We start from the raw sequence: 13,018 nt of genomic DNA, 5'->3' as shown, positions 1-13,018 counted from the left end.
GGGCACGCTGCGACTCGTCATTGCAACGGAAAAGAAAAGGCAGACAGCGCGATGGATTCCGACTCACTCCTGGCCGTGCGCGAAGCGGCGCTCGACTACTTCACCCGCAGCGGCGCCACCGCGCGGCGCCGTGCCCGCACCGAACACCCGCAGGCCGACGAGGCGGAAGGCTGGGGCGAGATCGCCGCGCTCGGCTGGCCCGGCATGCTGGCGCCCGAAGCGGCCGGTGGCCTTGCGCTGGGGCTCGACGGCGCCGCCGAGATCCTGCGCGCGGCCGGCGAGCACGCGGCGCCCGAGCCGCTGCTGGCGGTGGCGGGCCTGAGCGCGCTGCTGCTGGCGCGGCTCGACACGCCGGCGGCGCGTGCCCTGCTGGCCGAGCTGGTGGCGGGCCGCAGCCTGCCCGCGCTGGCCTGGCAGGAAAGCGCGGGCGACCTCAGCGCCGTGCCGCTGGCCTGCGGCTGCGAGGCGCGCGCGGGTCAGGGGGGCGGCGTGCTGCTGCAAGGCGACAAGCTCATGGTGCTGCCCGGTGCCGCCGCCAGCGGCTGGCTGGTGTCGGCGCGCGGCGAGGACGACGCCGTGCTGCTGTGGGTGCCGCGCGGCACAGCCGGCGTGAGCGAGACGATCGTGCCGCTGGTCGATGGCAGCCAGGCAGCCAACCTTCGCTTCGAAGAGGTCGTGCTGCCGGCCGACGCCGTGCTGGCCAGTGGGCCGGCCGCGCAGGAGGCGCTTCGCCAGGCGCTCGCCGCGGGGCAGATCCTGCAGGCGGCCGAGCTGCTCGGCGCCGGGCAGGCGATGCTGGCGCAGACGCTGGCCTACCTGCGAACGCGTTCGCAGTTCGGCAAGGCCATCGGCAGCTTCCAGGCGCTGCAGCACCGCAGCGTCGACATGTTCATCCACCTCGAGGTGGCGCAGGCCACGCTGAACGAGGTGCTGGCGCTGGCAAGCGACGGCACCTTGCCTTCTGACCGGCTCGAAGCCGAGGCCAGCCGCGTCAATGCGCGTTGCACGGCTGCCGCGCTGCAGGCGTCGCGCGCGGCGGTGCAGCTGCACGGGGCCATCGGCTACACGCAGGAGTGCGACCTGAGCCTGTTCTACAAGCGCGTGCTGTGCCTGTCGGCGTGGCTGGGCAATGCCACGGCGCACCAGCGTCGCCATGCCGCGCTGACTGGCGAAGCTGAAGCTGCTGCGAGCAGTGCTGCAGCCTGGAACGGCGAGTTCCTCGCGCGCACCACCGACTGGTCCACCATGCCCGAGGCCGAGTTCCGCCGCATGGTGCGCGGCTTTTTGCAGCAGCGTTATCCGGCGCACCTGCGCTACCTGTCGCACCGCGCGCGCTGGAGCGAGGTTCGCGAGTGGTACCTCACGCTCTCGGCGCAGGGCTGGATCGCGCCGGCCTGGCCGCAGTCGCACGGCGGCATGGGCCTGCCGGCCGACAAGCTCATCGCCTGGATCGAGGAGCTGGAGCAGCACGGCGTGGCGCGCGCGCCCGACCAGGGCATCGTGATGATCGGGCCGCTGCTGATCCAGCACGGCACGCCCGAACAGCAGCAGCGCTTTCTGCCGCGCATCCTCAGCGGCGAGCACGTGTGGTGCCAGGGCTACTCGGAGCCCAATGCCGGCTCCGACCTGGCCGGCCTGCGCACCGAGGCGGTGGCCGGGCACGATGCGCAGGGCGATCACTTCGTCGTCAACGGCCAGAAGATCTGGACCACGCTCGCGCAGGATGCGAACCACATCTTCATGCTCGTGCGCACCGACAAGGGCGCGCGCAAGCAGGAGGGCATCAGCTTCCTGTTGTGCGACCTGCGCACGCCGGGCGTCACGGTGCGGCCGATCCACACGCTGGCGGGCGAGCCCGAGTTCTGCGAGGTGTTCTTCGACAACGTGCGCGTGCCGGCCGACCAACTCGTGGGCCGGCTGCACGGCGGCTGGACCATCGCGAAGGCGCTGCTGGGCTTCGAGCGCATCTTCCTGGGCAGCCCCAAGCAGTCGCAGTACGCGCTGGGCCAGCTGGCGCGGCTCGGTCAGGCACGGCGTCTGTTCGCCGACCCGGTGTTCGCGCAGCGCTTCGCGGCGCTGCGGCTCGACGTGCTCGACCTGTCGGCCGCCTACACGGGCTTCGCAAACATCGTGCGCGCGGGCAAGCCGCTGCCCGCGTCGGTGTCGCTGCTGAAGATCTGGGCCAGCGAGACCTACCACCGCATCGGCGCCTTGCTGGTCGAAGCCGGCGAAGAGCAGGGCGCGGTCGCGGGCGACCAGGTGCTCGACGGCCAGAGCTTCAACGTGCTCTCGCCGCTCATCGGTTCCACCGCCGCCATGATCTACGGCGGCACGAACGAGATCCAGCGCAACATCCTCGCGCGACAAGTTTTGGACTTGCCGGCCTGAGCGATGTGAGCCGCCAAAGACATACACAACTGGAGACAACGCTCATGCAATCCCTCGACCTCTTTTCGCGCCGCCAGCTCATGGCTGCGCTGGCGGGCGGCGCGGCGCTGGCCGCACTGCCGCACCGCGCCTTCGCGCAGCAGCCGCTGCCGCCGCTCATCAAGCTGGTGGTGGGCTATTCGGCCGGCGGGCCGGTGGATGGCGCCGCGCGCCTGCTCGCGCCCGCGCTGGGCCAGGAGCTGGGCACGCAGGTGATCGTCGACAACCGGCCCGGTGCCGCCGGATCGCTCGGCGGCAACGCCGTGGCCAAGGCACCGCCCGACGGCGCGATGCTGTTCTTCGGCGCGAGCCCGACCATCACCATCAACCCGAACGTGCAGCGCAGCATGCCCTTCGACCCGATGAAGGACCTCACGCCGCTGGCGCCGCTGGTCGACTACACCAACGTGCTGGTGGTCAACAACGACCTGCCGGTGCGCAACGTGGGCGAGCTGCTGGCCTATGCCAAGGCCAAGCCCGGCAAGCTGTTCTACGGCTCGGCGGGCGTGGGCGCGTCGAACCACCTGAGCGGCGCGCTGCTCGAGAAGATGAGCGGCGTGCAGCTCACGCACGTGCCCTACAAGGGCAGCGCCCCGGCGCTGGCCGACGTGATGGCCGGCACCGTGCCGATGATGTTCGACATCATCGCCACCTCGCGGCCCTTCATCCAGTCGGGCAAGCTGCGCGCATTGGCCGTCACCTCGCGCCAGCGCAACCGCATGCTGCCCGACGTGCCGACCATGATCGAGTCGGGCGTGCCCGGTTACGACGTGGGCGGCTGGTTCGGCCTGTACGGCCCGGCGCGCATGGACCCGGCGCTGGTGGCGCGCGTGAACGCCGCGGCGCAGAAGATGCTGGCGCGCGAAGACATCGCGCACCGCCTGCGCGAGCAGGGCTACGAGGTCTGGACGGGCGCGCCGGAAGTGCTGGCGACCAAGGGCGTGTCGGACCGCAGGCTGTGGGCCAGCGCCTCCAAGGGCATCGAGGCGGAATAGCCGATGCAGCCCCGCATTCATCACCTGCTCGAAGACCGCGCGGCCCGCACGCCGGACGCGGTGTTCCTCCACGAACTGGACGGCACCACCACCTACGGCGCCCTGCAGGCCATGGTCGAGACCGCCGCGAACGACCTGCTCGCCGCCGGCGTGCGGCCGACCGACCGCGTGCTGCTGGTGGCCGAGAACTGCGCCGCCCACATCGCGCTGCTGCTGGCCTGCAGCCGCGTGGGTGCGTGGTCGTGCGGCGTCAACGCGCGCATGTCGCCGGGCGAGATCGCGGCGATTGCCGAGCGCGCCGACGCGCGCCTGTGTTGCTTCACCACCGATGCCTCCGACGCGGCGCGCACGCATGCGCAGCGCGCGTCGGCCGTGTCGGCCACGCTGCCCGGCGTGATGTTCACCGCCGCGCGCGCCGACGCCCGCCCCGAGCCCGACCCGGCGCTGGCCGATGCCGCCGCGATCATCTTCACCTCGGGCACCTCGGGCACGCCCAAGGGCGTGATGGTGTCGCACCGCGGGCTGCTGCACTTCGGCCGCGTGTCGGCGGCGGTGCGTGCGCTCGACACGCACGACCGCGTCTACGCCTTCCTGCCGATGACCCACATCTTCGGCATCGGCACCGTGCTGATGGCCGCGCTCACGGGCGGGGCCGCGCTGGTGTTGCGCGCCAGCTTCTCGCCGGCTGACATGCTCGAGGCGCTGGCGCACGGGCAGGTGTCGAACCTGCTCGGGCCGCCGACCATGTACGCGCGGCTGCTGGCGCACATCGAGGCGCAGCAATTGGCGGTGCGCTTTCCGCAGCTGCGCTACGTGTACACCGGCTCCGCGCCGCTCGACCCGGCGCTCAAGCAGCGCGTGGAGCGGCTGTTCGGCCAGCCGCTGCACTACGGCTACGGCCTGTCGGAGTACGCGGGCTCGGTGTTCCTCACGCGCACCGAGGCGCCACGCGCCGACACCTCGGCCGGCTATGTGGTCGAGGGCGGCGAAGGGCGCATCGTGACGCCCGAGGGCACCGAAGCCGCCATCGGTGACACCGGCGAGATCTGGCTGCGCGGCCCGGGCCTGATGCTGGGCTACTTCCGCGACGCGCCCGCCACCGCGCTGGTGATGCGCCCGGGCGGCTGGTACGCCACCGGCGACCTCGGCCGCTTCGACGCCGACGGCGCGCTGTTCGTGGTGGGGCGGCTCAAGGAAATGATCATCCGCTCGGGCTTCAACGTGTACCCGACCGAGGTCGAGGCGGTGATCGGCCGCTTTGCCGGCGTGCACCTGTGCGCCGTGGTCGGCGTGCCCGAGGCCGACGGCAACGAGCAGATCGTCGCCTTCGTCGAGCTGAACCCTGGCGCGTCGCTCGACGAGGCGGCGCTGCGCGCCCACCTGGCCGAGCACCTGTCGCCCTACAAGCGGCCCGCGCGCATCGAGGTGATCGACGCGATGCCGACGACGGCCAACGGCAAGCTGCTCAAGCGGGAACTGCAAGCACGGGCCCGGCGGCCCTGAGGTCGACGGGAAGGTCGCCGATGACGCTGCGGCGGCCCTTCTGCGTGTCCATGTACTCGCGCATGCGGGCGATGCGGCCCTCGCGCAGCGCGAGGATGAAGCAGTAGTCGTTGTCGTAGTGTCGGCCGTTGGCGAGCGTGGCCTGCAGGCGCATCTCCAGCACCACGGTGTCGCCGTCGCAGAGCAGGTGGGTGAAGTCCACCGACACGTCGGCCACAAACAGCTTCGGAAACTCCTCGACCAGGAAGCGCACGATCGTGTCCGGCCCGATCATGTGGTCCGTGAAGCCCAGGGCCACGCCGGTGGCGTTGTCCTTGGGCGCCAGCCATTCGGCGTCGTCGGTGAAGGCGGCGCGCACGCGCTGCGGGTCGCGGCTGGCGAAGGCCTTCCAGGCGTCGACGACGGCGCGCTTGTTCTGCTCGGGGGTCATGGGGTGTGCGGGGATGAAGTGAAGGAGCGGCGACGATAGGTGCGCGGCGTGGCGCCGGCCCGCTGCTTCCGGACCTTTCCATCTGGCGCCGTGCGGACGTAGGCTGCCTCCTACACGCGGCGGCCGAGGCCGGGGCCGATACTTGGGGGCCTCTTCTCCCGTTCGATCCAGAAAGTCCGCCGTGACCGTGCCTCCCTTCATTTGCCGCACCGCCTGCCGTGTCCACCCGGCAACTCCCTTCGCGGGCGAGCGGGCATGAAGGCCGCACCCAGCGCCCGCAGCTGGATCGCGGCCGGCGTGCGGCACGAATTGCTCACGCGCGCCTTGCCGGCCTTGCGGCACGACATGACCGCACCCGTCTCGGTGATCCGCATGGCGGTGCTGATGCTCAAGCGCCAGGTGGCGACCGACCCCGTCGACCCCGCCGCCTGCGAAGAGCGGGTGAACCTCATCGACAACCAGGTCTCCGAACTGGTGGGCGCGATCCGCTCGCTGCGCGACTGGGAACTGGCCACCACCGACGACGGCATCACGCGCGGCGCGCTGGTGGCGCAATGCATGACGCTGATGCGCTCGGCCTTCGACCTGCACGGCGTGGCGCTCGAGGTCGACGACGCGCTCGCACCGCAGGAAGACGAACCGCGCCGGCCCAACGCTGCCGCGCAGCGCTACCTGGTCCTCGGCGCACTGGGCTACCTGCACGACGGCGTGGCCGAGGCCGGCGCCATCCGCATCGAAGCCGACGGTACCGACGGGCTGCGCCTGAGCGCGGGGCCGCGCGAGGCGGGCGGTGCGTCCGCCGTGCTCGATGCACACCGCGCGCCGCGCGCGCTGGCCATCGATGCCGTCGCGCTGCAGAACCTGGCCGAAGACATGGGCTACGCCGTGGCCATCACGCCCGACAGCGTGCGCTTCGCGCTGGCGGCCCCCGCGGGGTGAATGGGCCGGCGGGCACGATGGTTGCTGGCACCGGAGCCTGAGCTTCCTTTTTTCTTTTTCTCCTCTTTCGTGAGTTTCCCCATGACGCTGTCTTCTCTCTCCCGGGCCTCTTCCTGCGGTCGCTGGCTGTCGCTCGGCGCCGTCGCGCTGCTGGCCACGGCCTGCGCCTCCACCGACCCGCGCGCGCCGTCGGCCACGGCCGCGGTGCCGCCCGTCAAGGTGAAGGTGTTCGTCGCCGCCATGTTCGAGATCGGCCAGAACACCGGCGACCGCGCCGGCGAGTTCCAGCACTGGTACGAGCGCTACTGGAAGGGCGCCAAGCCGATGGCCGTGCCCGGCGCGCTGCAGCCCGTGTACTGCAACACCGACGGCGTGTGCGGCGCGGTGCTGGGCATGGGCAAGGTCAACTCGTCGTCGTCGATGCAGGCCATCCTGCTGAACCCGCAGCTCGACTTCTCGCAGGCCTACTACGTGATCTCCGGCGTGGCCGGCACGCCGCCCCAGCGCGGCACCATCGGCGAGGTGAGCTGGGCCACCTGGCTGGTCGACTACGACCTCGGCCACCGCTGGGCGCCCGAAGAGAACAAGCCCGGCGAACCCACCTTCATGCCGCGCAAGGGCTACGAGGAGTACCGCCGCTTCAAGCTCAACCCCGACCTCGTCGGCTGGGCCATGAAGCTGTCGGCCGACACGCCGCTCAAGGATTCGGAATCGGCGCGCAAGTACCGCCTGCGCTACCCCGACGCCGCCGCGCGCCGCGCCCCCTTCGTGGGCACCGGCACGCACATGACGGGCGACACCTTCTTCCACGGCCCCGGCATGTCCAAGCAGGCGCAGTACATCGCCAAGCTGTATGGCGCCGACGACTACGTGATCACCGAGATGGAAGCCGCCGCCATCACCCTCGTGATCCAGCGCACCCACGGCACCGACCGCGTGATGAGCCTGCGCGGTGCGGTCAACTTCGACCAGGGCAATCCGAAGGAAAGCACGCTGCAGCATCTGGACCCGGCCCCGGGCGAGACGGCGGGCGGCTTTGCCGAGACGGTGGAGAACATCGCGCTGGTGGGCACGCGCGTGGTCGATCACATCGTGAAGAACTGGCCCACCTGGTCGGCGGGCGTGCCCAAGCCCTGAAGATCGTCAGGGCTGCAGCACGGGCTGCAGATGCCACGTCACGTTGAAGTCGAAGGGCGTCCAGCGGCTCACCGTGACGCCCGCTTGGCGCAGGCCGCGCCCGGTCCAGGTGTTGCAGGTCTCGAACAGGTGGTAGCTGCCCCGGGCTTCGTAGAAGGCATCGTCGCTCGCGTAGTGCGCGCCCGCGATCGGCGTCGCACGGCCTGAAGGCAGCGTGGCGCGCACATGGGCCACGAGCTGCGCGTACTGCGCCTGCGAGAGCGGCAGCTTGTAGGCCCCGCGCCGCAGCTGCGCGCGCTGCAGGTAGGTCACGTGCAGCAGCGAGCGGTTGCCACCCGACAGCGCCCCGAAGGCGCGCGCGGCCGTCAGGTCGCCCCAGGTCGGCGTGTGCAGGTAGAACTCGCGGTCGCCCCAGCCGATGGCGACGAACTCGGCATCGGGCGGCGGCGCCTTGAAGTCGGACAGCGGAAAGAGCTGCAACCAGTCGACGGTGGCCGAGCGGACCGGAAACACCAGGTCGGTGTGCACGCCGTTGCTCAGCACCCAGGCCTCGACGGTCGCAGGCTCGGCCGGCGGTTTCTCGTTGGCCGGCAGGAAGACCAGCGCGCAAGCCACGGCCACGTACAGCGTGATCGCGAGCAGCAGCCCCAGCAGGGTGAAGGCGATGCGTCGCAGCCAGCGTCGGATCATGGGGGTGTCAGAAGAGCGAGGCTGTGGTCGCCACCGGTTCCGCGCTGCGGGCGCTTCCAGCCGGCGCCAGTGCCTCGGGGCTACCGACCTTGGCCAGCGCGCCCACGCGCACGCCCAAGAGGCGCAGCGGCCGCTCCAGCGGCACGCGCTTCAAGCACTGGCCGCCGACCTGGCGGATCGTCTTGCCGTCGTCGGTGAAGCGGTCGATGGTCTGGTCGCGCGTGGCGATCTTGAAGTCGTCGTAGCGCAGCTTGATGCCGATGGTCTTGCCCACGTAGCCCTTGCGTTGCAGGTCTTCGGCCAGCTTCTCGCACAGGTGCGTGAAGATCGCGCCCAGCTCGGCGCGGTCGCGCACCGCGTGCAGGTCGCGCTCGAAGGTGGTCTCGCGGCTCATCGACACGGGCTCGCTCTCGGTCACCACGGGGCGGTTGTCGCGGCCCCAGGCCACCTCGTGCATCCACGCGCCGGTGGCCTTGCCGAAGGTGTCGATGAGCCAGCCGCGCTCGCGCGCCGCGAGCTGGCCCACGGTCTCGATGCCGAAGCGCTTGAGCTTCTCGTCGGCCTTCGGGCCGATGCCGTTCACCTTGCGGCAGGGCAGGGGCCAGATGCGGCTTTCGAGGTCGTGCTCGTAGACCACCGAGATGCCGTTGGGTTTCTCGAACTCACTGGCCATCTTGGCGATGAGCTTGTTGGGCGCCACGCCGATCGAGCACGTGAGGCCCGTGGCGTCGAAGATCGATTTCTGGATCAGCCGCGCCAGCGAGCGCCCGCCGTCGCGCTGGCCGCCGGGCACGTCGGTGAAGTCGATGTACACCTCGTCCACGCCGCGGTCTTCCATGAGCGGCGCGACCTCCAGGATCACCTGCTTGAAGGTGCGCGAGAAGCGCCGGTACTCGTCGAAGTCGACCGGCAGGATCAGCGCCTGCGGGCACAGCTTGGCGGCCTTCATGAGCCCCATGGCCGAGCCGATGCCGAACTGCCGCGCGGGGTAGGTGGCGGTGGTGATCACGCCGCGCCCCGTGTAGTCCTTCAGGCGCGGAAAGGCCTCGATCGGAATGTCGGCCAGCGTGGCGCCCTCGGGCAGTTCGCGGATCGCCTCGTCAACGCGGCGCCGGCCACCGCCGATGACCACCGGCAGCCCCTTGAGCTGCGGGTAGCGCAGCAACTCGACGGACGCGTAGAACGCGTCCATGTCGAGGTGGGCAATGCGGCGGATCGGAGGGGCCGGGGGCGGCGCGGGCTGGGAACTCACGGTGACGATTGTCTCGCTCTCGCGGCATGTTCGCCCGCGCCCGTGTCGCGTGCAAGAATGCGGCGGAAATTCAGTCCCCCGAGAGGGACGACGAGGGCGCATCGGCGCGCGCAACGCGCCGGATGCAGATGGACAACGGCCAGCCGGCCCGACACTTTTTTCCTCACGACCCACGATGCGCTTCGAACTGATCGACCACCTCACCACGGTCTATTTCGGCCAGGACGCCGACCTTCTTTTCGGCGACACCGGCGCCGAGATCATGGCCTCGTACCGCGAATCGAGCACCGAGGCCGAACTGGCCGCGCTGCGTGCCGAGATCGCCGACTACCTCGGCTCGCACGACGACCTGGAGGCGGCGTTCGCGCGCGACTTCTCGCGCGGCTACGTGCCTGAAGATTTCGGCACGTCGGCGAAGCAGTTTTTCGACAGCGTGCGGGCCGCGGTGCAGTAGCAGGTCGTCAGCGCGACTCGACTGTCACCAGCAGCGGCGAGTCGAACATCGCCACCGGCGAGATCACCGGCTCGTCCATCGGCACGGTGTCGCCATAGCGCTCGCGCATCTTGGCGCGCACGGCGGGGTCGCTGAGGTTGAAGCTGCGGATCTTCTGCAGCTCGCCGATGCGCACGCCCAGCGCGCGGTCGTAGAGCTTCCACACCAGTTCCGAGCAGTAGATGCGCGAATCCGACCATTCGAAGGTCAGGTCGTACGGCCGGCCCGCGAAGTCCGAGGTGCGCGCATGCAGGCGCGCCACGGCGCCGGGCGTGAGCCGCGTGTCGGCGTCGCGCAGCCGCTTCACCACGTAGTGGCCGCCGTTGCCGCGCGCGGTCCACTGCGCCAGCGGCGTGTAGCGCACCGTCGAGACCGCCTCGAACACGTAGGGTTTGCCCTCCCGCAGCAGCACGATCCCCATGTGGCTGTAGCGCGAGCCCGTGGCGCGCTGCACGGCGACGCTTTGCGCCGAGCGCGAGGTGTGGAAGATGATGTCGCCGTCTCTCAAGGCGGTGGCCGCGTGGCCGGCGCCCGCTGTCAGAAGGGCAAGGAGGGTAGACAGCAACGGATAAAGGGCTTTCGACATGCAGGGCATTTTGCGGGATGCCGCTTGCGCCCCGCGGCATGCCGGTGCCATGATCCGCGCCATATGCAAACCGTCGCCTCCATCCTCTGGCGCAGGCTCGATGCACCGGGCCACGATGCCTGTCGCCTCGAACGCAATGCCTCGGCCTGGCAACTCGACGGCGCGGCGGTGTTCCGCACCGAAGGCGGGCGCATCGCGCAGCTGCACTACCGCGTGCGCTGCGACCTGCTCTGGCACACGCAGTGGGGCACCGTGCGCGGCTGGCTCGGCGAGTCGGCCATCGACCTGTCGATCACGCGCGACGCGCGCGGCCACTGGAAGCTCAACGACGAAGCCGTGTCCGACATGTCGCACTGCGTCGACCTCGACCTGGGCTTCACCCCCGCCACCAACCTGCTGCAACTGCGCCGCCTGAACCTCGCACCCGGCGAAAGCGCCGATGCACCGGCGGCCTGGGTCGACATCGAAGACGGCGGGCTCAGCGAGCTGATGCAGCGCTATGAGCGGCGCAGCGACAGCACGTACGCGTACGAGGCCAAGCGCTTCGACTACGCGGAGGTGCTGGGCGTCACGGCGGACGGGTTCGTGAGCGACTATCCGCGACTCTGGGCCGCGCAAGGCTGACCGTCAGTCGAACTGCGCTCGCGCCCCCGCCACCAGCGCGCGGTTGCGCCGCCGGTCTGCCGCAATCTCCTGCGCGAAGTCCTCGAGGCTCCCGCCGGCCGGCAGGTTGTAGGCCTCGCGCAGGCGCGCGCGCAGCGGGTCGCCTTGCAGCAGGCGGTTGATCTCGGCGTTGAGGCGCTGCACCACTGCCGCCGGCGTGCGCGCGGGCGCGAAGATGCCGAAGAGCGAATCGCGGTTCGCCTTCTCGTAGCCCAGCTCCGCGAGCGTGGGCACCGCAGGCAAGGCTTCGATGCGTGCGGGCGCGCCGACCGCCAGCGCCTGCAGCCGGCCGCTCTCGATGTACTGCAGCTGCTGCGCTGCGACGTTGGTCGACAGCACCTCGAACTGCCCGCCGAGCGCATCGTTGAGCTGCGGGCCGCCGCCCTGGTAGGGGATGTGCGTGATGTCGGTGCGGCTTTGCAGGCGCACCTGCGCGAGCACCATGTGGCCGATGGTCGCCACGCCCGAGGTGGCCCAGCGCACCGCGCCGGGCTGGCGGCGCGCCAGCGCGATCAGTTCCGCAAAGCCGCGGCCCGCGAAGGCCGGCGTGCCCACGACCAGCACCGGCGTGCGCATCACGCTGGCCACGGGCACGAAGGCGCGCAGCGGGTCGTAGGGCGCGCGTGCGAGCAGCGGATGCAGGGTGAGCGGGCTGATGGCCGAAAAGGCCAGCGTGTGGCCGTCGGGCGTGGCGCGTGCGAGCGCGTCCATGCCCAGGCTGCCGCCGGCGCCGGCGCGGTGTTCGATGAGCACCGGCATGCCCAGCGACTGCGCGAGCGGCTCGGCCAGCGCGCGCGCCATGCCGTCGCTCACGCCGCCCGGCGGGTAGACCACGATCAGGCGCACGGGGCGGCTGGGCCAGGGCGACGAAGCTGCGTGCGACAGATGCGGCAACGCGCACGCAGCCGCGAAGCCGATGCGTTGCAGGAAATGGCGGCGCAGCAGCGGCAGGGTCATGCGGCGGGCTTCCCCTCGGCCAGCCCGCGCAGCAGCGCCGCGAAGTGCCGCGCCGGCAGGTTGTCCTCGTCCGCGCGCGACACCAGCGTGAGCGGCGCGTCGAGCTGGCCGCCGTCGGCCAGCCGCGTGTAGGCGATGGCGTGCGCGTGCACGCCGGTCATCGAGGTCGGCACCACCGACAGGCCGACGCCCGCGGCCACGAGGTTCAGGTTGGTCATCATGCGATCGACTTCGGCCACCACGCGCGGGCGCAGGCCCTGCGCGTGGCACAGCGCGAGCAGCTCGGCATAGAGGCCGGGCGCGCCCGGGCGGCGCACGAGGATGATGCCCTCTTCGCAGAGTTTCGACAGTGGCAGCGGCTTCGCGGGCTTCTTGCCATTTGCGGCAGGCGCAAAGCGGTGATCGCTCGGCATCGCGACCCACACCGGCTCGCGCAGCAGCGTCTCGAAAACCAGCCCCTCGGGCCGCGCCACCGGCACGCGCAGCAGGCCGCAGTGCAGCCGGCCCGCGGCCAGCGCCTCGGTGAGCTCGGCGGCGTTGTCCTCGCGCAGCTGCAGCTCCACGCCGGGGTGCGCGCGGCGAAAGGCGCGCAATGCCTCGGGCATGAAGCGGTGCGCCGCGGCCGAGCTGGTGAAGCCGACCGCGAGCGTGCCGGTCTGGCCCTGGGCCACGCGCGCCATGCGCTGCTTCATGGCCTCCATGTCCTGCAGCATGCGCAGCGCCTCGGCCTGGAACAGCCGGCCGGCATCGGTGAGCGCCACGCCGCGCGGATGGCGCTTGAACAGCAGCACGCCCAGCTCGCGTTCCAGCGCCTTGATCTGCAGGCTCAGCGGCGGCTGCTGGATGCCCAGCTGCTCGGCGGCGCGCGTCATGTGGCCGGTGCCGGCCACGGCCACGAAGTACCTCAGGGCACGCATGTCCATATGTTTTTTGTATTGAATAGGCC

At 70.9% G+C, this 13,018-nt stretch carries 13 protein-coding genes; 7 read left to right on the top strand and 6 right to left on the bottom strand.

Annotation, left to right across the window (positions count from 1 at the left end):
• Positions 1 to 51 precede the first annotated feature (51 nt).
• The 3 genes from AC07OH_RS20140 to AC07OH_RS20130 are packed head-to-tail and all read left to right on the top strand — an operon-like array spanning position 52 to position 4,925.
• Positions 52 to 2,388 carry an acyl-CoA dehydrogenase family protein gene (locus AC07OH_RS20140; protein ID WP_495301893.1) on the top strand — a complete coding sequence of 779 codons (2,337 nt, stop codon included), beginning with the start codon at positions 52 to 54 and terminating at the stop codon, positions 2,386 to 2,388.
• A gap of 44 nt (positions 2,389 to 2,432) precedes the next feature.
• On the top strand, positions 2,433 to 3,422 hold the full coding sequence (locus tag AC07OH_RS20135; protein WP_495301892.1) for a Bug family tripartite tricarboxylate transporter substrate binding protein: 990 nt from the start codon (positions 2,433 to 2,435) through the stop codon (positions 3,420 to 3,422).
• Positions 3,423 to 3,425: 3 nt separating this feature from the next.
• Positions 3,426 to 4,925: a class I adenylate-forming enzyme family protein gene (locus tag AC07OH_RS20130; protein ID WP_495301891.1), complete on the top strand. Its 1,500-nt coding sequence runs from the start codon at positions 3,426 to 3,428 to the stop codon at positions 4,923 to 4,925.
• On the opposite strand, the gene AC07OH_RS20125 is transcribed toward AC07OH_RS20130, so the two are convergent.
• Complete coding sequence (locus tag AC07OH_RS20125; protein ID WP_495301890.1) at positions 4,888 to 5,355, bottom strand: nuclear transport factor 2 family protein; 468 nt, start codon at positions 5,353 to 5,355, stop codon at positions 4,888 to 4,890. The genes AC07OH_RS20130 and AC07OH_RS20125 overlap by 38 nt on opposite strands.
• Positions 5,356 to 5,610: 255 nt before the next feature.
• Between AC07OH_RS20125 and AC07OH_RS20120 the strand changes: the two genes are divergently transcribed.
• Entirely contained in the window at positions 5,611 to 6,294 is a 684-nt protein-coding gene (locus AC07OH_RS20120) for a hypothetical protein (RefSeq protein WP_495301889.1), read from the top strand.
• A gap of 81 nt (positions 6,295 to 6,375) precedes the next feature.
• Positions 6,376 to 7,431, top strand: a complete 1,056-nt coding sequence (locus AC07OH_RS20115; RefSeq protein ID WP_495301888.1) for a purine-nucleoside phosphorylase — start codon at positions 6,376 to 6,378, stop codon at positions 7,429 to 7,431.
• A 6-nt stretch (positions 7,432 to 7,437) separates the two neighbouring features.
• Here AC07OH_RS20115 and AC07OH_RS20110 read toward each other — a convergent pair whose 3' ends face one another.
• The gene (locus tag AC07OH_RS20110; RefSeq protein WP_495301886.1) at positions 7,438 to 8,121 is read right to left on the bottom strand and encodes a TIGR02117 family protein; all 684 of its coding nucleotides are present in this window, start codon (positions 8,119 to 8,121) and stop codon (positions 7,438 to 7,440) included.
• Positions 8,122 to 8,128: 7 nt separating this feature from the next.
• Positions 8,129 to 9,313, bottom strand: coding sequence for a Y-family DNA polymerase (locus tag AC07OH_RS20105; protein ID WP_495302034.1), 1,185 nt, complete (start codon positions 9,311 to 9,313; stop codon positions 8,129 to 8,131).
• Positions 9,314 to 9,548: 235 nt separating this feature from the next.
• Here AC07OH_RS20105 and AC07OH_RS20100 point away from each other — a divergent pair, with 235 nt between their 5' ends.
• The gene (locus tag AC07OH_RS20100; RefSeq protein WP_495301885.1) at positions 9,549 to 9,827 is read left to right on the top strand and encodes a contact-dependent growth inhibition system immunity protein; all 279 of its coding nucleotides are present in this window, start codon (positions 9,549 to 9,551) and stop codon (positions 9,825 to 9,827) included.
• A gap of 7 nt (positions 9,828 to 9,834) precedes the next feature.
• Here AC07OH_RS20100 and AC07OH_RS20095 read toward each other — a convergent pair whose 3' ends face one another.
• On the bottom strand, positions 9,835 to 10,452 hold the full coding sequence (locus AC07OH_RS20095) for a YiiX family permuted papain-like enzyme (RefSeq protein ID WP_495301884.1): 618 nt from the start codon (positions 10,450 to 10,452) through the stop codon (positions 9,835 to 9,837).
• Between the two features lie 63 nt (positions 10,453 to 10,515).
• On the opposite strand from AC07OH_RS20095, the gene AC07OH_RS20090 reads away from it, so the two are divergent.
• Positions 10,516 to 11,076, top strand: a complete 561-nt coding sequence (locus AC07OH_RS20090) for a putative glycolipid-binding domain-containing protein (protein WP_492738858.1) — start codon at positions 10,516 to 10,518, stop codon at positions 11,074 to 11,076.
• 3 nt (positions 11,077 to 11,079) lie between these two features.
• Here the strand turns inward: AC07OH_RS20090 and AC07OH_RS20085 are convergent, their stop codons facing one another.
• Both AC07OH_RS20085 and AC07OH_RS20080 read right to left on the bottom strand, forming a co-directional pair.
• Positions 11,080 to 12,072 carry a Bug family tripartite tricarboxylate transporter substrate binding protein gene (locus AC07OH_RS20085; RefSeq protein WP_495301883.1) on the bottom strand — a complete coding sequence of 331 codons (993 nt, stop codon included), beginning with the start codon at positions 12,070 to 12,072 and terminating at the stop codon, positions 11,080 to 11,082.
• Entirely contained in the window at positions 12,069 to 12,995 is a 927-nt protein-coding gene (locus AC07OH_RS20080) for a LysR family transcriptional regulator (protein ID WP_495301882.1), read from the bottom strand. Before AC07OH_RS20080 ends, AC07OH_RS20085 begins: the two co-directional genes overlap by 4 nt.
• Positions 12,996 to 13,018 lie beyond the last annotated feature (23 nt).

It is taken from the genome of Variovorax sp. GW821-FHT10C12, assembly GCF_059415405.1.
The sequence above is the reverse complement of the archived record's forward strand: the minus strand, read 5'-3'. Positions and strand labels throughout refer to the sequence as shown.